The organism is Hyphomicrobiales bacterium (assembly GCA_016710435.1).
Lineage (GTDB): Bacteria > Pseudomonadota > Alphaproteobacteria > Rhizobiales > Aestuariivirgaceae > Aestuariivirga.
Genome location: JADJVV010000001.1, coordinates 2313888 through 2334868 on the forward strand (window position 1 = coordinate 2313888; position 20981 = coordinate 2334868).

Below are 20981 nucleotides of genomic sequence, written 5' to 3' on the forward strand. Positions count from 1 at the left end.
TCTTGTCTCTCTTGGGCAAATTCAACCTTGCGGGACGTGCTTCGTCAAGCCAACATGCCGCCACAGGATGAATGCATGTTGACGCCCCTCAAACCGGAATTGACAGAAGCAACCGACCTCAGCCACGAGGCCCGGCGGTTTCGCACCATCTTGAAATCCTTCGAGCGCAACCTGGAATTGCTGTTCCGGGACACGCGGCTTGCCCCCCATGTGGATCATGCGGCGCTCGCCGTGGCGTTCTCCAACTGGCGCCAGCGTTTCGATGCCACAAAGCACCTCGCCCATGTCGATCGCCACGACTTCACGATCTATTCTGCCGGGTTGATGCTGAAGGAACTGATTGCCGCAGCACCCCTGCAAACGGTTCCGCGCACCGACGCCGTTCCGGCCGTCATCCAGTCTCACGCACAACATGCCCTTGCCAGTTGGCCGGAAGGCTATGCCTACACCAGTTTCTGCCTCTCGGTGGCGGCGGCCATCCTGCATGAACTCGGGGAAGAAGAACCCGATACCGAACGGGCCTCGGACGATCCTGCCTTTTGGGCGTCCTTCAAGGAAAACGTGGCCGAGAACCCTGCGGCGGCCATTGCCTTTTTCGACCTCGTTTGCGGCAAGGAACCGAACTGGGACGCCCCGGACGTGCCGTGGCTCAGGCGGGCCTTCGCCGGCGCCCAGCTCTTGCCCAATGCGTAGCGGTCAGAGTGCCGCAGCCACGTGCGGCCACACTTCTTCGACACCGCTGTAAACCATCTGTAGCGCCACGTAGAGAATGATGAGCAGGCCGACATAGGCGATCCAGCGGTGTTTCTGCAGAAGCTTGGCAATGAACGAGGCGGCAAGGCCCATCAGCGCCACCGACAGGATGAGGCCGATCACGAGGACTTCGATATGCTCATGCGCCGCACCGGCCACAGCCAGCACGTTGTCGAGTGACATCGAAACGTCGGCGATGACGATCTGCCAGGCCGCCTGCATGAATGTCTTGCGAGCCGCACCGCGCGCGATGGTGCCATCGGCGTTCAGGTCCTGATTGCTGACGGCCTCGATCGCATCGCCCTCGTCGTCGTGGCCCGTGTCGCGCAGTTCGCGCCACATCTTCCAGCACACCCACAAGAGCAGGATGCCACCCATCAGCAGCAAGCCCAGAATCTGGAGCAACTGCGTTGTGAAGATGGCGAAGACGATGCGCAGCACTGTCGCCGCAAGGATACCCACGAGGATGGCCTTGTTGCGCTGGTCCCTGGGAAGGCCAGCGGCTGCAAGGCCAATCACGATGGCATTGTCGCCCGCGAGGACGAGGTCGATCATGATGACCTGTCCCAGGGCGACGAGGGCCTGGGTGGAGAAGAGAAAATCCAGCAACGGGAACCACCTGAGTTGAGTCCGGCCTCACATAGGGCGGACCGCCGTCTTTCTCAAGCCGTGGATTTCAAGCTGTTCAGCCGGGCCGCCGCTGGGCGTAACCGAGATGGGCCGAAAGAGCATCAAGGATGGCCTGAGCAGCATCGGGAACGACGGTGCCCGGCGGGAACACCGCCGCGGCTCCCATATCCATGAGGGTGCGCACATCTTCCGGCGGAATGACACCGCCCGCGACGATCAGGATATCCGGCCGCCCACATGCCGCCAGCGCCGCCTTGAGTTCGGGAACGTGGGTGAGATGCCCGGCGGCGAGTGACGATACGCCGACAACGTGCACATTCTTCTCCACCGCCAGTTTCGCAACCTCGTCCGGCGTAGCGAAGAGGGCGCCGATGTGCACGGTGAATCCCATGTCGTCGAAAGCCGAGGCGATCACCTTTTGGCCCCGGTCGTGCCCGTCCTGTCCGATCTTGGCCACCAGCACCGTTGGCGCGCGCCCTTCGGATTCGGTAAAGGCGCGGACCGCATGGCGGGTGGCATCGATCTTATGCAGGTCGCGGGGCGTGGCGGCATAGATGCCTTTGACAGCCTTGGGGATGGCCTGGTGACGGCCCCAGACAGTTTCGAGAGCCAAGGAGATTTCACCCACCGTGGCCTTGGCCCGCGCCGCAGTCACGGATGCGTCCAGCAGGTTGCCCACGCCACTGCGGGCCACCTCGCTCAGCGCTGACAAGGCGGCGGCAACGGCAGCCTCGTCACGCTCGGCCCGGAGGCGTTCAAGTTTTGCAATCTGTGTGGCGCGCACCTTGGAATTGTCCACGACCAGGATGTCGACGGGCTTGTCATTCCCGGCCTTGAAGCTGTTCACCCCGACGACAACCTGCTCGCCAGAATCAATGCGAGCCTGCGTTCGCGCGGCACTTTCCTCGATGCGTTGCTTGGGAATGCCCGCTTCGATGGCCTTTGCCATGCCGCCAAGTTCTTCAATTTCGGCGAGATGAACGCGCACGCGCGCCGTCAGATCATTGGTGAGCGCCTCGACAAAATGCGAGCCACCCCATGGATCAATCACCTTGCAGGTACCGGCCTCCTGCTGGAGGAAAAGTTGCGTGTTGCGGGCAATGCGGGCGGAGAAATCCGTGGGCAATGCCAGCGCCTCATCCAGCGAATTCGTGTGCAGCGATTGCGTGCCGCCTTGCGTCGCCGCCATGGCCTCGATGCAGGTACGGGTCACGTTGTTGAACACGTCCTGGGCGGCAAGGCTCCAGCCGCTGGTCTGGCAATGCGTGCGCAACATCAGCGACTTCTCGTCCTTGGCGCCGAGCGACGCCATCATCTCGGCCCACAGGACACGCGCAGCCCGCAGCTTCGCCACCTCCATGAAGAAGTTCATTCCGATGCCGAAGAAGAAGGAAAGGCGCGGAGCGAAGGAATCAATCGCCATGCCGGCGGCAATGCCTGACTTCGCGTATTCAAAACCATCGGCCAGCGTATAGGCCAGTTCCAGGTCAGCAGAAGCCCCCGCTTCCTGCATGTGATAGCCGGAGATCGAGATGGAGTTGAACTTCGGCATCCTCTGAGACGTGTAGGCGAAGATGTCCGACACGATCTTCATCGATTCACGCGGCGGATAGATGTAGGTGTTCCGCACCATGAATTCCTTGAGGATGTCGTTCTGGATTGTGCCTGCGAGCTTTTCCGGCGGCACGCCCTGTTCTTCACCCGCCACGATATAGAGCGCCATGATGGGGAGCACGGCGCCATTCATGGTCATCGAGACAGTCATCTTGTCGAGGGGTATGCCTTCGAACAGCGTGCGCATGTCGTATATTGAATCAATCGCTACACCCGCCATGCCCACATCGCCGGCGACGCGCGGGTGGTCCGAGTCATAGCCGCGGTGCGTGGCGAGGTCGAAGGCGATGGAAAGCCCCATCTGCCCCGCGGCCAGATTGCGGCGGTAGAAGGCGTTGGAATCTTCGGCGGTGGAGAACCCCGCATACTGCCGGATCGTCCACGGCTGCGTCACATACATGGTGGGGTAGGGACCGCGCAGGAACGGCGCCAGGCCGGGGTAGGCCGGCCCCGCGTCAGGCGCATCAACAGCAGTGTAACGCGGTGCGACGCTGATTGCTTCAGGTGTTTCCCAGGGTCCGTTGTGAGGCCCTGTCGTGACCCCAAGGGCGGGTGCAAAAGTGATCTTGCTGAAGTCTGGAATGCGCGTCATCACGAGGCCTCCACTTCGGCTGCAAGTTCCCTCGCAGGCTGATAGGCGGTCACACCGATGATGGGCAGCACCTGTGAGCGCGACGGATCGCCTACAGGCCAATCACCCTTTTCAGCCCGTTGCATCACGGCCCAGGCCTGATGGCAGATGCGATCTGTCTGTGATTCAATGGCGCCCGCACCAGCTCCCGGATCAAGGACGCGCCACAGGTTCGACTCCTGCAGCAACAGGTTCTGCACATTGCGCGCCACGCGGCGCGCAAAAGCATTGGGCACACCCTGGTTGAATGAGAAGGGCAACACGCACACGGAATCAGCACCGCCCAGCCCGGCTCCAAATACGGCAGCCACGCTGCGGAGAATATTGGTATGGGCGTCTGTCTCCGAAAGCATGATGCGCGACGTTTCCGCATGCAGGGAGAGCGGCCGGTACGGCAGACCGCTCTGCTTCAGCACCTCCCGCCACAGAATGCGTGCCGCACGGAACTTCGCAAGCGTGGCGAACATGTCCTGCGTTGCGGCAAGCGTGATGCTGACGGCCCCCGCGAGAACGGCATCATCAAGGAACGTGAGACGGCGCAGAGACCCGACCGCTGTTGCCACCGCCGCGCCCAATTCCTCGGCATCGTCAAGCCCCCCGGCGTGATAGGCCCGTCCATCGCCTCGCATCAGGGGGCCGGTGAACCCTTGGGCATGGAGAAGTTTGGCAAGATCCGGATCATGCGCGCCGTGATCGACGGCAAGCCGCGCCGGATCGAGCGGCAGGCGCGCAATGAGGTGGCGCAGGGCTTCCGCACCGAGGTCCCCGCCTTCGTTGCGGAGCGAGAATTTGTGAAGGCCCATGTGCTCGATTGCCGGAACCTGTGCCGGGGAGGGCAGAACAAGCCCGGTGACGCCGTTCTCTGTGTCTTCAACGGCCTGCCTGTGCGCGGCTTGCGCATCATGGTGGTCCACGCGCGCGAACACAGCCCATGGGCCGTGGTGCGGTCGTTCGGCAGAGGGTCCAGCCTGACGCTGGAACAGGGCCGCGTCGGCATCGAAAGCGGCGCCCTTGGTGGCCTTCGCCACGCGCTTCAGCCACTCATCGGCTGTCGGTGTTGGAAAATTGTGCATCTGCGAGAACCTAGCCCCGCACACCCCCGACGGCAAATCCGCCTTTTGGCTCACAGGAAACCGCCGACCCCCGGGATATTGGCGGCACAGCGGCGCACGAGTTCATCACCCGCCATGGCGCGGGCGTGGGCCAGTGCAGCCGATCCCACTTGCCGCATCTGCTCCTGCGACAGGCCAAGCGACTGGAGCTTGCTGATCGCCGCCAGTGGCCCGCCCATGAGGCCACCCGCCAGCATGCCCGTCAACCGACCCGCATGGCGGGTGGCAAGTTCATCTGCACCGGGCATCTTTTCGAACAGGGCCGGAACCGCACTGGCGTTTCCCTGCGTCTTGATGAGATTGAACATCACGCCCAGCGCCGCTTCCACTTTTTCCGATGGAAGACCGGTCGCCGCCACAATCCCGTTGATCAAATCCTGCATTGAACGCCCTGTTTGCCTTGCACCATGATTTGGAGCAGATAGGCGCAAAGCCAACAGATTCACAGGGGCAGTTTGAGATGGCCGACAATTCCATTTTCCTGGGCAAGAGCGACAAGCGCGAGGAACTGTTCCTGCCGCTGGCAAACCGCCACGGACTCGTCACGGGCGCCACGGGTACAGGCAAGACGGTGACTTTGCAGATCATGGCGGAAGGCTTCTGCGCCGCGGGCGTTCCGGTCTTCGCCGCTGACGTGAAGGGCGACCTTTCGGGCATCTGCATGAAGGGGGAACCCAAGGACTTCCTGCTCGAACGCGCCAAGAAGATCGGCTTCGACGACTACGGCTTCCAGGAAACGCCAACGATCTTCTGGGACCTCTTCGGTGAAGCGGGCCATCCCATCCGCACCACGGTCTCGGAAATGGGTCCGCTCATGCTGTCGCGGCTGATGGGTCTCACGGAAGCACAGGAAGGAGCGATGAACATCGCCTTCAAGATTGCCGACGAGGAAGGTCTCGCCATTCTCGACCTGAAGGACCTGCGCGCGCTGCTGAAGGACCTCGCCGACCGCGGCAAGGAACTCACCACCGACTACGGCAACGTCAACGACCAGACCATCGGCGCCATCCAGCGCCGCCTTGTGGTGATCGACGAGCAGGGCGGAGACAAGTTCTTTGGCGAACCAGCCCTCGACATAAAGGATCTGATGCGCACCACGCGCGATGGCCGCGGTTACATGAACATCCTGGCCGCCGACAAGTTGATCAACTCGCCGCAGCTCTATGCAACCTTCCTGCTCTGGCTCATGTCGGAACTGTTCGAGGTCCTTCCCGAAGTGGGCGATCCCGACAAGCCGAAGATGGTGTTCTTCTTCGATGAGGCGCACCTGCTCTTCGCCGATGCACCACCCGGACTGTTGCAGAAGATCGAGCAGACGGTGAAGCTCATCCGCTCCAAGGGTGTCGGCATCTACTTCGTCACGCAGAACCCGCTGGATGTGCCTGAGTCCGTGTTGGCCCAGATGGGCAACCGGGTGCAGCACGCGCTTCGTGCCTACACGCCCCGCGAACAGAAGGCGGTGGCGACTGCCGCCTCCACCTTCCGCCCCAACCCCAAGTTCAAGACCGAACAGGCCATCACTGAACTGGGCAAGGGCGAGGCTCTGGTTTCGGTGCTCGACCTCAAGGGCGTTCCCACCATGGTGGAACGCACGCTCATCCGCCCGCCATCCTCGCGCCTCGGGCCCATCACGGCGGAGGAACGCAACAAGCTGATCAAGAATTCGCCCGTCTTCGGCCAGTACGAGGACATGGTCGATCGCGAGTCGGCCTACGAGAAGCTGGCTGGCAAGGCCAAGGAGCGCGCCGCCGAACAGGAACAGGCCAAGGCCGTCAAGACGGCTGCGAAAGCTGATCGTGTGGAACGGACAGCCCGCCCGCGCGAATCCACCACCGACCGCTTCGTCAAGAATGTCGCCGGTTCCGTGGGTCGGCAACTCGGCACGACAGTGGCCCGCTCCATCGGCAACGCGCTGGTGCGCGGCATCCTCGGTGGATTGACCCGGCGCTGATCCCCATCAGCCATGCCCTCTGTTCATAGGGGGCATGGCGCGACATTCCCGCCCGCACTGTGTATGCCAGCGCCATGTTCGAGGCACGGTACAGGGGCTATTGGCTGGTGGCGGCGGGTGCCTCGCTGTTTTCAACGAAGGCGATCTTCATCAAGCTGGCCTATCGCGATGACCTCAACGCGACGCTGATGCTGGCCTATCGCATGGCCTTTTCCATCCCCTTTTTCGTGGCGGCGGGCCTGTGGGCCTGGCGGCAGAAGCAGGTGCGGGGAGAATCGCCCCCCGATATGCGCACGCTCGCTGGCGCCGTCGCCACCGGATGCATCGGCTACTATCTCTCCAGCTTCTCCGACTTCAAGGGACTGGAATACATCAGCGCGCAACTGGAGCGCCTTGTGTTGTTCACGTATCCGATCTGGGTGCTGGCGATTGGTGCTCTCGCACTCGGCCAGAAGATCACGCGCCATGCCATCATCGCGGCCGTCGTGAGCTATTCCGGCCTTGCCATCGTCTTCGGCCTCGATCTGCCGGAGGGCGGGCAGAGTACGGTGATCGGCACGGCCTGGGTCATGGCCTGCGCCATCCTGTTCGCCATCTACCAGTTGCTCGCCAAGCGCTTCGTGACGTGGATGGGCAGCGTGCTGTTCACTTCGGTTGCACTCACGTCATCCGGCGTGGCCTGCATCCTGCACCACCTGATCTTCAATGGCGATTTCTCCGCCAGCAGCTTCTTCCTGTGGATGTGCTTCGGCTGCGCGATCTTCGCAACCGTGCTGCCGTCATTCCTCGTCAACGCCGGCATGGCGCGCACCAGCCCGCAAGCCGTGGCCATGATCTCCACTGTCTCGCCGCTGGTGACGATCGTGCTCGCCGTCTCGATCCTCGGCGAACCGTTCTCCCTCGCCGACGGCATCGGCTCGGCACTCGTGCTGGCCGGTGTCGGTTATTTCACCTGGGCGGATTCGCGGGCGAAGGCGGCCCCTGCCGCCGAGGCCCTTGATTGATCAGCTCACAGTATCGGGCAGAACCTCTTTGCGCTTGGCCATGAAGGCCTGCAGGGCTTCGTCGATGCCGGGGTCGAGCGGCGGCGCCTCGTAGTCGCGCAGCATCTTCTTCCACGTCGCGTTGGCGCGGACCACGATGTCCTTTTCGCCGTCATCGCGCCACTGCTCGAACGAGTTGTTGTCGGCTAGTGAGGAGCGCCAGAAGGCGGTCTCGAAATTGGCCTGCGTGTGCGAGCAGCCGAGATAGTGCGATCCCGGGCCAACTTCACGGATGGCATCCATGGCCTGGCCGTTCTCGGAGAAGTCCGCACCCTCGGCGAATTTCTGGAACATGGTGAGCTGGTCGGCATCCATGATCAGCTTTTCGTAGCTGGAGGCGAGACCGCCTTCCAGCCAGCCTGCCGCGTGGAGGCAGAAGTTGACGCCCGCGAGCAGCGTGGGCCACAGCGTATTGGCGCTTTCATAGGCCGCCTGCGCATCCGGAACCTTGGAGCCGCAGAGCCCGCCACCGGAACGGAACGGCACGCCCATGCGCCGCGCCAATTGTGCGGCACCGAGCGTCACAAGGGCCGGTTCGGGCGAGCCGAAGGTGGGCGCGCCGGACTGCATGGACATGGAGGCAGCGAAGGTGCCGAACACCACCGGCGCACCGGGACGGCACAGCTGCGTGAAGGCAATGCCCACGGAGGCTTCCGCGAGAATTTGCGTGAGCGTGCCCACGGCCGTCACCGGCGACATGGCGCCCGCCACGATGAAGGGCGAGATCACGCAGGCCTGGTTGGCCCGGGCCAGCACCTTGAGGGCACCCAGCATCACGCCATCCCACACCATTGGCGAGTTGGCGTTGATGAGCGAGGTCATCACGCAATTCTGGTCGACGAAATCCTTGCCGAACACCAACTCGGCCATGGCGACGGAATCCGCCGAGCGTTCCCCCGCCGTGACCGAAGCCATGAACGGCTTGTCGCTGTATTTGATGTGCGTGTAGATCATGTCGAGATGGCGCTTGGCCACCGGAATATCCACCGGCTCGCACAACGTGCCGCCCGCGTGATGCAGGCTCGGCAGCATGTAGACGAGCTTGGCGATGTTGCGGAAATCCTCGATGGTCGCATAGCGGCGGCCTTCATCCATGTTGCGGATGAAGGGAGGGCCGTAAACGGGTGCGAACACCGTGTTGTTGCCGCCGATGGTCACGTTGTTGGCGGGATTGCGGGCATGCTGCACATATTCGCGCGGCGCCGTCTTGATGAGCGAGCGCACCAGCCCGCGGGGGAAGCGCACGCGGAAGCGCTTCGGGTCCGTGGCGTTGGCCTTGACGTCGGCTCCCGCGTCTTTCCACATGCGCACCGCTTCTTCGTCCTCGTAGAAGTCGATGCCTGTTTCCTGCAGCACCGTTTCGGCATTGCGCTCGATCAATTCCAGCTGGTCGTCGCTGAACGGCTCGTAGGGCTTGATGGCACGGCGGATGAAGCCTGCCTGCTTGACCGTGGTGGCAGTGCGGGCCGCACGGCGGGCGTCGGCGCCACCGCGGGCGCGGCGGCCGGAGGAAGCAGGTTGCTGATCGGTCATGAGTGCCTCGTCGTCACAATGAGGGTGAGAATTTGTCACCTCGGGTTTACGGGATTACCCGCAAACGGGGTGGCGGCAAACGTCAGGGCAGGGTGCGGAAACGACGAAGGTGGGGCCGGAGCGAAGGAGAGCCAGCCGTAGGCAGGTTTGGGCTGCGACACGGGATCCCGCTTTGTCAGCGTGTCAGGGGGAGCGAAGGACAGAACTGGACGTGGGCGCGATGCTCAAGGCGGCTTGGGCATGAGGGGAGAAAATGGAGGGACTGTTCCCGTACGGGCCTGTCGCCTGCATGCAGTGGTGAAAACGAGGTATTGGATTCGGCGATAAGCCCGACCACTCACGCCTGCTTTGCCGTGAGGCAAAGCGGAACAGCGTGCAGTGGCATCCAGAAACGCAGCGGTTTTGGCCCGCAAGGCCCGCACTCGCCAATCCACACAACCAGGGCACTTACGGACTGAGCCCGGCCCCGTTGCGCATTCCTCCAAAGAGGAACACGGGGTGTGGGTGAACTGCGGTAAACCGCGCTTGGACCTTAGTGTCCAAGGGGCGGACCTCCGGCTCCCGGGAGGGATGGATGCTTCGTCCATCCCGCGCGGGCGCTGCTCATGGGTAAGGCAGTGCAGATAAGCTCGCGACACTGATCCCTCCTTGCCAGACCCATCGCAAGCTATAAATCACAATATAGGATTAAAGTCAATAGCGTGGCTCTACCGCAAGGTCACATCCAGCTTCTCAAGCCCGTGGAAGTGATAGGCATCGCGGTACGCCGGTGTGGTTGGCAGGCGGAGTTTGGGAAAGCGCTGGAACAGGATGGGGAGCGCTACTTCCATTTCGAGTCGCGCCAGCGGCGCGCCGATGCAGAAGTGGATGCCCGCGCCGAAGCTGACATTGGTGGACGCATTCTCTCGTGACGCCATGAAGCGGTCCGGTTCGGGAAAGCGCTCGGGGTCGCGATTCGCGGCGCCGAGGAGAAGACCCACCACCTCGCCCTTGCGCAACGTGAGGCCGTTCCATTCCAGGTCTTCCAGCGCATAGCGCGTGAACATGTGAAGCGGCGCATCAAAGCGCATGATCTCCTCCACATGCCCTTCACCGATATCCTCGCGCGCGCCCTGTTCGATGAGCGCCTTGATGCCGTTGCCCAGGGCATGGACCGTGGCTTCGTGTCCGGCATTGAGCATCAGGATCGCTGTCGTCACCAGCTCGTCCTCCGAGAGACGGCCCTGTTCGCTTTCTGCGCGGATCAACTCCATCAGCAGGCTGTCGCCCCCCTTGCCACGGCGCTCGCGGATGAGATCGCGCATCCAGGATGAGAAGGCGAGCGTTGCCGCAACCGCCTTGTCCTCGATCGCGCGGTCGCGGCGGGCCTGGTACATCGCCACCATGTCATGCGACCAGGCGAGGAACTGGTCGCCCATCTCGACGGGCGCACCCAGCAGATCGCAGATCACCGCCACGGGAATGGGAATGGCGTAGGCACTGAGCAGGTCAGCCTCAGACGCACCTTCAAGTTTGTCCGCCAAGCGGTTGCAAAGATTCGCAATTTCCGGACGAAGCCGCTCGACCTGGCGGGACAGGAAGGCGCGGCTCACGAGCCCGCGCAGGCGCGTGTGCACCGGGGGTTCCAGTTCCAGCAGCGAGTGTTGCTCGAAGGCATAGAAGGGCTTGAGATGCCCGGGCGTTTCCGGCCAGCCGAGCTCATCGCGTGTCGCCACGTGGAGGATCTGCCGGCCGAAGCGCCGGTCGCGCAGCAGGCCGTTCACATCCGCATAGGATGCGCAGCACCAGTGGCCGTATTGCTCCCACTTGAACACCGGCGTTTGCGCGCGGATGGCGTGATAGGCAGGATAGGGGTTCTGCACGAATTGCGTGTCGCGCGGATCAAGGTCGACAGAACGGGTGTTGGTATTGATCTTCATGATGGGCTAGGTGTTCACCTTCGTTTTTGAACTCCTAGCAGTTCGTCACCCCGGCGTCAGGAGGGGCCAGACTTTCAGCCGCTTTCTGGTGGAAGCCTGTATGCCTCCTGTCGCCGGCGTGACAGTGCAGGCGATATTTGGACTCCATGCAGAAAACCCGGCCCGCCGAATTCATTGCCCTTGTGGCGGCACTCACCGCCATGGTCGCCATGACCATTGACACCATGCTGCCGGCCATTGGCACCATGGCAAAGGAACTGGGTGCGGCCCATGACAATGACCGGCAACTGATTATTCTCATCTTCTTCGCAGGCCTGGCATTGGGCACGCTGATCCTGGGCCCGGTCTCGGATTCGACAGGGCGCAAGCCGGCGATCTATGCGGGCCTCGGCTTCTATCTGGCCGGTTGCCTGATGTGCTTCTTCGCCTCCAGCTTCCCCATGCTCATCGCCGGGCGCTTTGTGCAAGGCTTCGGTGCGGCAGGCCCGCGCGTCGTTTCCATGGCCATGGTGCGCGACGGGTCCAAGGGCGCGGACATGGCGCGCATCATGTCGTATGTCATGTCGGTCTTCATGCTTGTGCCGATCATTGCGCCGTCGATCGGCCAGCTTGCCCTGAACTTTGGCGACTGGCGGATGATCTTCCTGGGCTTCATGGTTCTCGCCGTTCTGGCCGGGATCTGGCTTGCCACCCGGCAGGAAGAGACGTTGCTGCCTGAGAACCGCCACCTCTTTCACGCCAGCGCCCTGTGGGACAGCGCCAGGGCCGTGGTGAAACACCCGGTCTCTTTTGGATACACCATTGCGGTGGGCTTCGTGTTTGCGGCCTTCAACGTCTATCTCGCCACGACGCAGCAGGTGTTTGCCGAGCAATACGACCAGGGCGGCTACTTTGCGCTTTGGTTTGGAGGTTTCTCCATCGGCCTTGCCATCGCCATGGTCGTCAACGGACGTACGGTGAGGGTCTATGGCATGCGCAAGCTTTCGAAATACGCGCTCTGGGCCTTCATGGCCAACTGGGCGATCATGTTGCTGGCCAGCCTTGCGGCGGCAGGCCAGCCACCACTTTGGCTGGTGGCGGTACTGATGTTCATATCGTTCTTCTGCAGCGGCATGATTTTCGGGAACTACAATGCCATGGCCATGGAACCCATGGGGCGAATTGCCGGCATGGCGGCGGCGGTATCCGGTGCCCTGTCCTCGCTGATGGCCATTGTGCTCGGCGGCTTTGCCGCGCGCCAGTATGACGGGACGCTGACCCCCGTGGCGCTCTCCTTTGTCATCTTCGCCGTGGGCGCCTGGGCCGCCAGCGAATGGGCGGAGCGCAACCGCCCTGTGGCCGTTTGAAGCGGGTGAGAATTTCCACCCTTTGCGCTTTCCTGAGCCTCGGTTAGGAAGGGTCATGGCCAAGGGGTATTCCGTCTTTTCACTTCTCAAGCACGCGCTGAAGCCCGACTTGCCATGGGGGCAGGCCTGGGAAAAGCCCACGCCGCGCTCATCCTATGACGTGGTGATCATCGGTGGCGGCGGCCATGGCCTTGCCACGGCCTACTACCTCGCCAAGAACCACGGCATCACCAACGTGGCCGTACTGGAGCGGAGCTACATCGGGTCCGGCAACGTGGGCCGCAACACCACTCTCATCCGTTCCAACTACGTGATCGACGGCAACACCCAGTTCTTCGAGCATTCGATGAAGCTGTGGGAGGGCCTGAGCCACGACCTCAACTACAATTGCATGGTATCGCAGCGCGGCCAGATCGTGCTCGCCGTGTCGCCGGTGCAGATGGACGTCTTCGCCCGCCGCGGCAACATCATGCGGCTGAACGGCATCGATGCCGAGCTGCTGGACCGTGGCGAGGTGCAGAAGCTCTTGCCCTATCTCGACTATTCCAAGGACGCGCGTTTCCCCATCTGGGGCGCCATCCACCAGGCCCGCGCCGGTACCGTGCGCCACGACGCCGTGGCCTGGGGCTATGCGCGCGCCGCCTCGCAACTGGGCGTGCATGTCATCGAGAACTGCGAAGTGACGGGCATGGTGATCGACAACGGCCGCATCACCGGCGTGGAGACAACGCAGGGCCGCATCAACGCCGGCAAGGTGGGGATCGCGGTTGCGGGCCACACCTCGGAAGTGGCGCGCATGGCGGGCCTCAAGCTGCCGGTGGAAAGCCACATCCTGCAGGCCTTCGTCACCGAGACGGTGAAGCCCATCGTTCATCATGTCGTCTCGTGGGGAGCGGAACTCTTCTATCTCTCGCAATCCGACAAGGGCGGCCTCGTTTTCGGCGGCCATATTGACGGCTTCAACACGTATACGCAGCGCGGACAGCTCTTCAAGATCCAGGACGTGATGCAGTGCGCGGTGTCGCTCATGCCCTTCATGTCGCGCATGCGGCTGCTGCGCCACTGGGGCGGCATCCAGGACATGACGCCGGATGGATCGCCCTTCATCTGCCGCACGCCGGTTCGCGATCTCTATCTCAACGGCGGCTGGTGCTACCAGGGCTTCAAGGCCACGCCGGCCTCCGGCTGGACCTTCGCCCACACCATCGCCAACGACAGCGAACACGACCTCAACCGTTGCTACAGCCTCGACCGCTTCGAAAAGGGTCGCGAGATGGACGACTACGGCATCGGCAACTGGACATTCAAGCAATGAGGACCCGGCAATGAGAATTCCCTGTCCCCATTGCGGCGACCGCGATGTCTCCGAGTTCCGCTACGGCGGCGATGCCAGTCGCGTGCGGCCTGCCCATGGCACGGGCGACCTCAAGGAGTGGCACGACTACACCTTCACCTTCGACAACGCGAAAGGTCCGCACACGGAGCATTGGCAGCATGTGCTGGGCTGCCGCCAGTGGTTCAAGCTGAAGCGCAACACCGCCACCAACGTGATTGACGGAGTGGTGGAATGACCGCCTTCACGCGCCTCGGCAAGGGCGGCCGCATCGACCGCAGCCGCACGCTCACCTTCACCTATGACGGGCAGCGCCTGTTTGGCCATCCCGGTGACACGCTCGCCTCCGCCTTGCTCGCCAACGGCAGGCTGCTGGTGGGACGCAGCTTCAAGTATCACCGCCCGCGCGGCTTCATGTCGGCGGGCGTGGAAGAGGCCAACGGCCTTTTCACCGTAGGCGAGGGCAACCGCGCCGAACCCAATATCGCCGGCACCATGGTGCCGCTGGAAGAGGGGCTTGTTGCCCGGAGCCAGAATGCCTGGCCGTCCCCCGCCTTCGACCTCATGGCGGTGAACAGCCTCGCGGCCCCGCTTTTCGGCGCGGGCTTCTACTACAAGACCTTCATGGGACCGTTCAAAAAGTCCTGGATGTTCTATGAGCCCTTCATCCGCAAGGCGGCGGGCATGGGCAAGGCGGACACTGCCAAGGACGGCGCCCGTCATGACGTGGAATACGGTTTCTGCGATGTGCTGGTGGTGGGTGCAGGCCCCGCCGGATTGACGGCAGCCCTGGCCGCAGGCCGCGCCGGCGCGAAGGTTATCGTGGCCGAACAGGATAGCGATCTGGGCGGCAGCCTCCTCTCGGAATCAAGCGATGCGCTGGAACGCTGGCGCACGGGAACCATTGCGGAATTGCAGGCCCTGCCGAACGTGACGCTGTTCACGCGCACCACGGCGCAAGGCATTTACGATGGCAACCAGGTGACGTTGGCGCAACTCCTGCCCGCGGGCCAGTTGCTCCATGTCATCCGTGCACAGACGATCATCATGGCGGCGGGTGCGCTGGAACGGCCGCTCGTTTTCACCAACAACGACCGCCCCGGCGTGATGCTGGCCTCGGCCCTGCGCACCTACCTGAACCGCTACGCGCTGGCGCCGACCGCCCGTGCCGTGATCGCCACCAACAACGACACCGCCTACGCCACGGCCTTCGCGTTGGCCGAAGCGGGCGTGGCCGTGACCATTGCCGAGGAACGCTCTGCGCCTGCTGGCGACCTGCTGGCGCAGGCCGCAGCCCTTGGCATCGCCATCTTCCCCAATGCCGGAATTGCCGATGTGACGGGCGACAAGCAGTTGCGCGCCGTGCGCCTGAAGGGCCGCCACAGCGTCACCATTGATTGCGATGTTCTCGCCATGTCGGGCGGCTGGAATCCGGCCGTGCATCTCACCTCCCATGGCGGCATCAAGCCGAAATACGATGCGGCGATTGCCGCCTTCGTGCCGGGCGGGTTTGCCGAAGGCCATTTCGGCGCAGGAGCCATGCTCGGCCACTTCGGCCTGCATGCCGCAGTGCGCGATGGCGAAGCGGCAGCGCGTGCCGCCCTTGCCCGCTGCGCAATCAGCAAGGTGCCGGCACCGGTCGAGCCACCCGCCGTGCGCGACGACCGCCCCTATGGCATCGCGCCTGCAGCTGATCCCTTCGATGTCACGCTTCCTGCCAAGGCCTTCATAGATTTCCAGCATGACGTGACGGCCAAGGACATCAAGGTCGCGCACCAGGAAGGTTTCCAGTCGGTCGAGCATCTCAAGCGCTACACGACGCTGGGCATGGCGACGGACCAGGGCAAGACCTCCAACGTCAACGCCCTTGCCATGATGGCGGCGCTGCGCGGCCTGACGCCGGAGCAGGCCGGCACCACCACCTTCCGCCCGCCCTATACACCGCTCACCGTCGGCGCGCTCGCGGGCCGCAGCGTGGGCAGGCATTTCCGCCCGACGCGGCGTTCGCCACTGCACGACTGGAATGCCAGGAACGGCTGCACCTTCATCGAGGCGGGGCCGTGGATGCGCGCCTGGTACTACGACTGGGCAGGCGCCACGCCGGAGGAAGCCTACGTCAAGGAAATGCTTCTGGTGCGCAAGGGCGTCGGCATTGCCGATGTCTCGACCCTCGGCAAGATTGACGTGCAAGGCCCGGATGCAGCGGAATTCCTCAACCGTGTCTACGTCAACGGCTTCGCCAAGCTGCCCGTGGGCAAGGCCCGCTACGGCGTGATGCTGAACGATGACGGCATCGTGCTCGACGACGGCACCACCAGCCGGATCAGCGACACGCAATTCTACATGACCACCACGACGGCGCAGGCCGGCGAGGTGATGTCGTGGCTCGAATACCTGCTGCAATGCCACTGGACCGACCTGAAGGTGCATGTGGCCTCTCTCACCGATGAGTGGGGCGGCATGGCCGTCTCGGGCCCAGACTCGCGCAAGGCCCTGCAACTCGCCTTCCCGGATGCGGACGTTTCCAGCGAAGCGCTGCCCTACATGGGCGTGAAGGACATTTCGTTCGGCGGCACGACCGTGCGGCTGATGCGGCTCTCCTTCTCCGGTGAACTGGCCTACGAAGTTCATTGCCCCGCGAATTTCGTGACCGCATTGTGGGAGCACATCCTGCAGGCCGCGGCACCGCTTGGCATCCGCCCCTATGGCCTTGAAGCGCTGGCGAGCCTCCGCATCGAGAAGGGTCATGTGGCCGGTCTTGAACTGGACCATCGCAACTCGCTCGACGACCTTGGCCTCGGCAAGATGGCGGCGAAGGAGAAACCCTTCATCGGCAAGGAACTGCGCCTGCGCGAAGACATGCAATCGGCCGATCGCTGGTCCCTCGTCGGTCTGGAACTGCTGGAACCTGAGAAGCGCCTGCGCGGCGCCTCTATCCTGTTTGCGGCGACAGACGAGATCAAGGGCCATGGCCGCGGCTACATCACCTCCGTCACCTGGTCTACCGAACTGGAGAAGTTCATCGCGCTCGGCCTCTACAAGGGGGGTCTGAAGCATGAAGGTGAAGAGATCATCGCCGCCTTCCCGCTGAAGAACGAACAGGTGCGGCTGAAGATCGTCTCGCCGCATTTCATCGACAAGGAAGGAGCGCGTCTCCATGGCTGAGATCATGCTCGACGCCCGCTCGCCCCTTGCAAGCGCTTCCGCCTTTGACGCCCCCGGCATTTCCATCCGCGAGGAGGGCGGTTTCACCCTCACGCAGGTGGCGGGCTTCGGCAAGGCATTCGAAAAGGCATTGGCCACTGAAGCGGGCAAGCTCCCGGCAAAGGTGGGGACGGCGCAAACGAATGATGCCCTCACCGTGCTGCGGATCGCGCCGCAACAATTCTGGTGCGTGGGGGATTCGGCTCCCGCTGAGCTGTCAGCCGATTGTCTGGTGACACCCCTGTCGTCGGCGCGCTGCCGCATCCGCGTTGAGGGCGCGCTGGCCCGCCGCGTGCTGGCCCGCGCCGCGCAGGTGAATTTCGATGCGAAGGCCTTCAAGCCCGGCCACTTTGTCATGACCGGCATCCATCACACGCCCGTTCTCATCCACTGCGTAGGGGATGACGCTTTCCACGTTTATGCGCTGCGGACCTTTGCGCTGGCCGTGTGGGAGTGGCTGGTGGATGCGGGCGAGGGGCTGGCGCAGCGGGTGTGATTTCCGCCAGCAGCCACGCCGCGAAGGCCTGCACGTCTGCCTGGCGGTGCCGCGCCGCCGGCATGGCAATCACATAGCTTTGCCCCAGTGGCAGGGAATGCCGTGACAGGGCGACGAGCCGTCCATCATCCAGTGCCGCTTGCGCCAGAAGAATCTGCCCGAGCGCGATGCCACAGCCGGACTCGGCCAGTTGCAGCGCAGTCCGCGAGGCGCTGACCTGATGGCCCGTGGAAAGATCAACCCGCTCGCGCGGCGCGACGTGCTGGAACCAGTCTTTCCACGTCACGTTTGAACCGTAGCTCGGTCCCCATTGCGTGTGGATGAGTGCGGCGGAATCAGCCGCCGTGAGATCCCGTTCTGCACCGATTGCGGCAGGGTGGGACGGCGCACAGAGCGGCACCACGCTGTCGCGGCAAAGCTCTTCCTGCACCAGGTCGTCATCCGGCAAGCGTCCATAGTTGATGCGGATGTCCCAGTGTCCCGGCGTCACATCCTCTTCGACGGCGAGGTCGATGCGAAGGCGCGGGTGGCGCGCCAGGAAGCGTGGCAATTGCTGCACCAGCCAGCATTCCGCCAATGATGGCACACAACTGATGCGGAGCCGCCGCCGGGTTCCGCTGCGCGACGCACGCTGGGCCGCCTCCGACAATTCATCGAGCGCCGGGACGATGGATTGCAGCAAAGACTTCCCGGCATCCGTGAGCAGCACGCGGTTGTTCAGCCGCTGGAACAGCGTCTTGCCCAGATGCGTCTCCAGCTTGCGCACCAACTGGCTGATGGCAGCTGGCGTGACCCCGAGGTCACGCGCGGCGATCAGGAAGCTGCCGTGCCGGCCCGCCGCAGCGAAGGCATTCATGGCGTTGAGGGGAAGGGGTGTCTTCATGCGCTGACCAAGAAAATCCAAGTCAGGATGAACAAATTCTGGCTTGCAGGCAAAGGAAATCGTTGTCAGACCTGCGGGTTCTTGGAGGACCCCATGCACGACATTCTTGATCTCGAACGTTACCCCTTGCACCGTGTCGGCACGGCGGAATGGCATGCGCTGGTGAAGCGCTGCCGCGCCGACCTGGCCGCCAACGGCATGTTCAACCTGGAAGGACTGGTGCGTGCCGATGCCCTGGCCCGCATCACCGCCGAGATCAACCCCGTGATGGAGCGCCTGTCCTTCCTCCACAAGCGCGAGCACAACATCTATTTCCTCAAGTCCATTCCCGGGCTTGCCCTCGATCATCCGGCACTCGCAACCACGACGACGATCAATCACACCGTCTGCGCCGACCAGATTGCGCAGAGTCTGGTCATGTACATCTACGAATGGGCACCGATGGTGATGTTCCTTGGCGAGACCATGGGCAAGACGGCGCTCTATCCCATGCGCGATCCATTGGCGCGGGTGAATGTGATGAGCTACCGCGCCGGCGAGGCACTGAACTGGCATTTCGACCGCAGCGAGTTCACCACCACACTCCTGTTGCAGGCGCCCGACAAAGGCGGAGAATTCGTCTACCGCACCGACCTGCGCAGCGACACCGACCCCAACTATGACGGCGTGGCGAAGCTGATGCGCGGCGAAGACCCGGATGTGAAGACACTCACGCTGTCGTCCGGCACGCTCAACGTGTTCCGCGGCAAGAACACCGCTCACAAGGTGGCAACCGTGGAGGGACAGAAGGATCGCCTCATCGCCGTGTTCTCGTACTACGAGAAGCCCGGCGTCATGTTTTCCCGCGACGAGCAGATGGGCTTCTACGGCCGCGCCGCCTGAGTCCGGACGCAAACAGGCCGCCACAACATGGCGGCCTGCCAAATTGGACTGGCGCGTTGCTCAGTTGATGGTTCCGCCACCACCGCCCGCCGCGTTGCCGGCGTTGTTGGTGCTGGACACGCCACCCGTGGCGCCCGCGCCACCGGAACCACCACCGCCGGTGTCATTGCCACCGGTATCCGTGCCGCCCGGTTCTCCATCCTTCCCCGGAGGTGCAACGCGCGTCTTGATGATTTCGCACTTGCCCTTCTTGCACAACACCACGTTGATCTTGTTGATGCAGCCATAGCTGCCGGATTTGTTCACGCCCATGTAGGTGCCGCCGCACATGTGTTTCACATCCTTGGGCGAGGCATTGAAAGTCCGCGCCTCTGCCGGAATGGCCGCGAACAGGGCACCGAGCGCCAGACCGGCGAGAAGGGTGCAACCACGAACGGAATGAACGGATAGCGTCACGGGAACCTCCTGTTGGAGTGGCGGAATTGCCATGACGCCACCACAGCATGGCGCACATGAGTCCGTGCTGAAGCCCGCGTTCACCTGACATTCAGGCAAACAAAAACGCCATGCCGGCGTGACCAGGCATGGCGTTTTGAGTGTGTTGGTGTGGGGTCAGAGATTGTCGGTGTTGAACGTGTCGCAATCGCGGACGGAATTGGCCTGCATGCCGGTCTTGAACCAGCGCACGCGCTGCTCCGACGAACCATGCGTGAAGCTTTCCGGAACCACATAGCCCTGGCTGCGCTTCTGCAGGCGGTCATCGCCGATCTGCGCGGCGGCGTTCAGGCCTTCTTCCACGTCGCCTTCTTCAAGAATGTTGGCGCGGGCGTTGGCTTCCTTGGCCCAGATGCCGGCGAAGCAATCCGCCTGCAACTCGACCCGCACCTGAAGGGCATTGCCTTCCTCCTCCGACATCTGCGAACGCGCCTGCATCACCTTGTCGAGGATGCCGAACGAGTTCTGCACGTGATGGCCGACTTCATGCGCCACCACATAGGCCTGCGCGAAGTCGCCCGGCGCGCCGAGCTTGTTCTTCATGTCCTGGTAGAAGGAGAGGTCGATGTAGACCTTCTGGTCGCGCGGGCAATAGAAGGGGCCCATCGCCGACTGCGCCATGCCGCAGGCTGACTGCGTGAAGCCCGAGAACATCACCAGTGTCGGGTCTTCATAGGTCTTGCCCATTTTCTGGAAGATGCCGCCCCAGGCGCGCTCGGTGGAACCCAACACACGCGAAACGAAATCCTTGCCCGCATCCGTGGTCACGTCGGCCTGGCCCGTGCCGCCGCCGGGCACTTGTGCATCGGCTGTCGTGGTGCCGTCCGTGGGGGCGTCCGGAATCTGGTACTCGGTGGAGTTGCCGCCCGGAATCGGCAAGCCGCCACCGCCGCCGTTCATCATCGAAAGCAGGTCGATGCCAAAGATAAACTTCAGCGCGAGATAGGCGATGACGAGCAGCACGATTGTCGAGATGGACATTCCGCCGCCCCTTCCGCCGCCCATCGGAATGTTGATGCGCCTTCCGCCGCCGCCGCCCGGAAAGCCGAAACCACCGCCGCCGCCCCGGCCACGCTGGTCGTCCACGTTGTCGCTTGGACGTTCATTGTCGAGACGCATGATGACCTCCTGAAATATATCCCCCGCGAAACAGGCG

The 20981-nt window shown here is 63.2% G+C and carries 18 protein-coding genes; 9 read left to right on the forward strand and 9 right to left on the reverse strand.

All coding sequences use genetic code 11. The features are described 5' to 3' along the window. Positions 1 to 75: 75 nt before the first annotated feature. Positions 76 to 693 carry a hypothetical protein gene (locus tag IPM06_11185; protein ID MBK8770982.1) on the forward strand — a complete coding sequence of 206 codons (618 nt, stop codon included), beginning with the start codon at positions 76 to 78 and terminating at the stop codon, positions 691 to 693. Between the two features lie 3 nt (positions 694 to 696). On the opposite strand, the gene IPM06_11190 is transcribed toward IPM06_11185, so the two are convergent. The 4 genes from IPM06_11190 to IPM06_11205 all read right to left on the reverse strand — a co-directional run bounded on the left by IPM06_11190 (position 697) and on the right by IPM06_11205 (position 5123). Continuing rightward, a complete protein-coding gene (locus IPM06_11190; GenBank protein MBK8770983.1) occupies positions 697 to 1359 on the reverse strand; it encodes a TerC family protein in 663 nt (220 codons plus the stop codon). A gap of 79 nt (positions 1360 to 1438) precedes the next feature. Continuing rightward, the gene (gene scpA, locus IPM06_11195; protein ID MBK8770984.1) at positions 1439 to 3589 is read right to left on the reverse strand and encodes a methylmalonyl-CoA mutase; all 2151 of its coding nucleotides are present in this window, start codon (positions 3587 to 3589) and stop codon (positions 1439 to 1441) included. Beyond that, complete coding sequence (locus IPM06_11200; GenBank protein ID MBK8770985.1) at positions 3589 to 4701, reverse strand: hypothetical protein; 1113 nt, start codon at positions 4699 to 4701, stop codon at positions 3589 to 3591. Before IPM06_11200 ends, scpA begins: the two co-directional genes overlap by 1 nt. A gap of 50 nt (positions 4702 to 4751) precedes the next feature. After that, entirely contained in the window at positions 4752 to 5123 is a 372-nt protein-coding gene (locus tag IPM06_11205; GenBank protein MBK8770986.1) for a hypothetical protein, read from the reverse strand. A gap of 77 nt (positions 5124 to 5200) precedes the next feature. Between IPM06_11205 and IPM06_11210 the strand changes: the two genes are divergently transcribed. Both IPM06_11210 and IPM06_11215 read left to right on the forward strand, forming a co-directional pair. Further along, entirely contained in the window at positions 5201 to 6691 is a 1491-nt protein-coding gene (locus tag IPM06_11210; GenBank protein ID MBK8770987.1) for a DUF853 domain-containing protein, read from the forward strand. A 74-nt stretch (positions 6692 to 6765) separates the two neighbouring features. Next, positions 6766 to 7695: a DMT family transporter gene (locus IPM06_11215; protein ID MBK8770988.1), complete on the forward strand. Its 930-nt coding sequence runs from the start codon at positions 6766 to 6768 to the stop codon at positions 7693 to 7695. Here the strand turns inward: IPM06_11215 and IPM06_11220 are convergent, their stop codons facing one another. Together IPM06_11220 and IPM06_11225 are read right to left on the reverse strand one after the other, a co-directional pair. Next, positions 7696 to 9267, reverse strand: coding sequence for a trimethylamine methyltransferase family protein (locus IPM06_11220; GenBank protein ID MBK8770989.1), 1572 nt, complete (start codon positions 9265 to 9267; stop codon positions 7696 to 7698). Between the two features lie 707 nt (positions 9268 to 9974). Further along, the gene (locus IPM06_11225; GenBank protein ID MBK8770990.1) at positions 9975 to 11186 is read right to left on the reverse strand and encodes a cytochrome P450; all 1212 of its coding nucleotides are present in this window, start codon (positions 11184 to 11186) and stop codon (positions 9975 to 9977) included. Between the two features lie 146 nt (positions 11187 to 11332). Between IPM06_11225 and IPM06_11230 the strand changes: the two genes are divergently transcribed. From IPM06_11230 to IPM06_11250, 5 genes are read left to right on the forward strand one after another with little or no spacing between them, the layout of a single operon-like run. Next, positions 11333 to 12532, forward strand: a complete 1200-nt coding sequence (locus IPM06_11230; protein ID MBK8770991.1) for a multidrug effflux MFS transporter — start codon at positions 11333 to 11335, stop codon at positions 12530 to 12532. A 55-nt stretch (positions 12533 to 12587) separates the two neighbouring features. Beyond that, positions 12588 to 13847 (forward strand): sarcosine oxidase subunit beta family protein, encoded by a 1260-nt coding sequence (locus IPM06_11235; protein ID MBK8770992.1) that lies wholly within the window; start codon positions 12588 to 12590, stop codon positions 13845 to 13847. A 10-nt stretch (positions 13848 to 13857) separates the two neighbouring features. Beyond that, positions 13858 to 14103, forward strand: coding sequence for a sarcosine oxidase subunit delta (locus tag IPM06_11240; protein ID MBK8770993.1), 246 nt, complete (start codon positions 13858 to 13860; stop codon positions 14101 to 14103). After that, positions 14100 to 17030, forward strand: coding sequence for a sarcosine oxidase subunit alpha family protein (locus IPM06_11245; GenBank protein ID MBK8770994.1), 2931 nt, complete (start codon positions 14100 to 14102; stop codon positions 17028 to 17030). Before IPM06_11240 ends, IPM06_11245 begins: the two co-directional genes overlap by 4 nt. Continuing rightward, positions 17023 to 17565 carry a hypothetical protein gene (locus IPM06_11250; protein ID MBK8770995.1) on the forward strand — a complete coding sequence of 181 codons (543 nt, stop codon included), beginning with the start codon at positions 17023 to 17025 and terminating at the stop codon, positions 17563 to 17565. Before IPM06_11245 ends, IPM06_11250 begins: the two co-directional genes overlap by 8 nt. Here the strand turns inward: IPM06_11250 and IPM06_11255 are convergent. Beyond that, positions 17453 to 18448 (reverse strand): LysR family transcriptional regulator, encoded by a 996-nt coding sequence (locus IPM06_11255; protein MBK8770996.1) that lies wholly within the window; start codon positions 18446 to 18448, stop codon positions 17453 to 17455. The two genes, IPM06_11250 and IPM06_11255, sit on opposite strands and share 113 nt — an antisense overlap. Positions 18449 to 18541: 93 nt before the next feature. On the opposite strand from IPM06_11255, the gene IPM06_11260 reads away from it, so the two are divergent. After that, positions 18542 to 19330 carry a 2OG-Fe(II) oxygenase gene (locus IPM06_11260; GenBank protein ID MBK8770997.1) on the forward strand — a complete coding sequence of 263 codons (789 nt, stop codon included), beginning with the start codon at positions 18542 to 18544 and terminating at the stop codon, positions 19328 to 19330. A gap of 60 nt (positions 19331 to 19390) precedes the next feature. On the opposite strand, the gene IPM06_11265 is transcribed toward IPM06_11260, so the two are convergent. Next, positions 19391 to 19786 (reverse strand): hypothetical protein, encoded by a 396-nt coding sequence (locus IPM06_11265; protein ID MBK8770998.1) that lies wholly within the window; start codon positions 19784 to 19786, stop codon positions 19391 to 19393. A 156-nt stretch (positions 19787 to 19942) separates the two neighbouring features. Then, positions 19943 to 20944, reverse strand: a complete 1002-nt coding sequence (locus IPM06_11270; GenBank protein ID MBK8770999.1) for a neutral zinc metallopeptidase — start codon at positions 20942 to 20944, stop codon at positions 19943 to 19945. Positions 20945 to 20981: the final 37 nt, after the last annotated feature.

Coding starts and splice junctions, on each gene's coding strand:
- IPM06_11235 (MBK8770992.1), top strand. CDS start 12,588: ATGGCCAAGGGGTATTCCGTCTTTTCACTTCTCAAGCACGCGCTGAAG.
- IPM06_11230 (MBK8770991.1), top strand. CDS start 11,333: ATGCAGAAAACCCGGCCCGCCGAATTCATTGCCCTTGTGGCGGCACTC.
- IPM06_11245 (MBK8770994.1), top strand. CDS start 14,100: ATGACCGCCTTCACGCGCCTCGGCAAGGGCGGCCGCATCGACCGCAGC.
- IPM06_11200 (MBK8770985.1), bottom strand. CDS start 4,701: ATGCACAATTTTCCAACACCGACAGCCGATGAGTGGCTGAAGCGCGTG.
- IPM06_11260 (MBK8770997.1), top strand. CDS start 18,542: ATGCACGACATTCTTGATCTCGAACGTTACCCCTTGCACCGTGTCGGC.
- IPM06_11220 (MBK8770989.1), bottom strand. CDS start 9,267: ATGACCGATCAGCAACCTGCTTCCTCCGGCCGCCGCGCCCGCGGTGGC.
- IPM06_11210 (MBK8770987.1), top strand. CDS start 5,201: ATGGCCGACAATTCCATTTTCCTGGGCAAGAGCGACAAGCGCGAGGAA.
- IPM06_11270 (MBK8770999.1), bottom strand. CDS start 20,944: ATGCGTCTCGACAATGAACGTCCAAGCGACAACGTGGACGACCAGCGT.
- IPM06_11250 (MBK8770995.1), top strand. CDS start 17,023: ATGGCTGAGATCATGCTCGACGCCCGCTCGCCCCTTGCAAGCGCTTCC.
- scpA (MBK8770984.1), bottom strand. CDS start 3,589: ATGACGCGCATTCCAGACTTCAGCAAGATCACTTTTGCACCCGCCCTT.
- IPM06_11185 (MBK8770982.1), top strand. CDS start 76: ATGTTGACGCCCCTCAAACCGGAATTGACAGAAGCAACCGACCTCAGC.
- IPM06_11255 (MBK8770996.1), bottom strand. CDS start 18,448: ATGAAGACACCCCTTCCCCTCAACGCCATGAATGCCTTCGCTGCGGCG.
- IPM06_11240 (MBK8770993.1), top strand. CDS start 13,858: ATGAGAATTCCCTGTCCCCATTGCGGCGACCGCGATGTCTCCGAGTTC.
- IPM06_11215 (MBK8770988.1), top strand. CDS start 6,766: ATGTTCGAGGCACGGTACAGGGGCTATTGGCTGGTGGCGGCGGGTGCC.
- IPM06_11205 (MBK8770986.1), bottom strand. CDS start 5,123: ATGCAGGATTTGATCAACGGGATTGTGGCGGCGACCGGTCTTCCATCG.
- IPM06_11225 (MBK8770990.1), bottom strand. CDS start 11,186: ATGAAGATCAATACCAACACCCGTTCTGTCGACCTTGATCCGCGCGAC.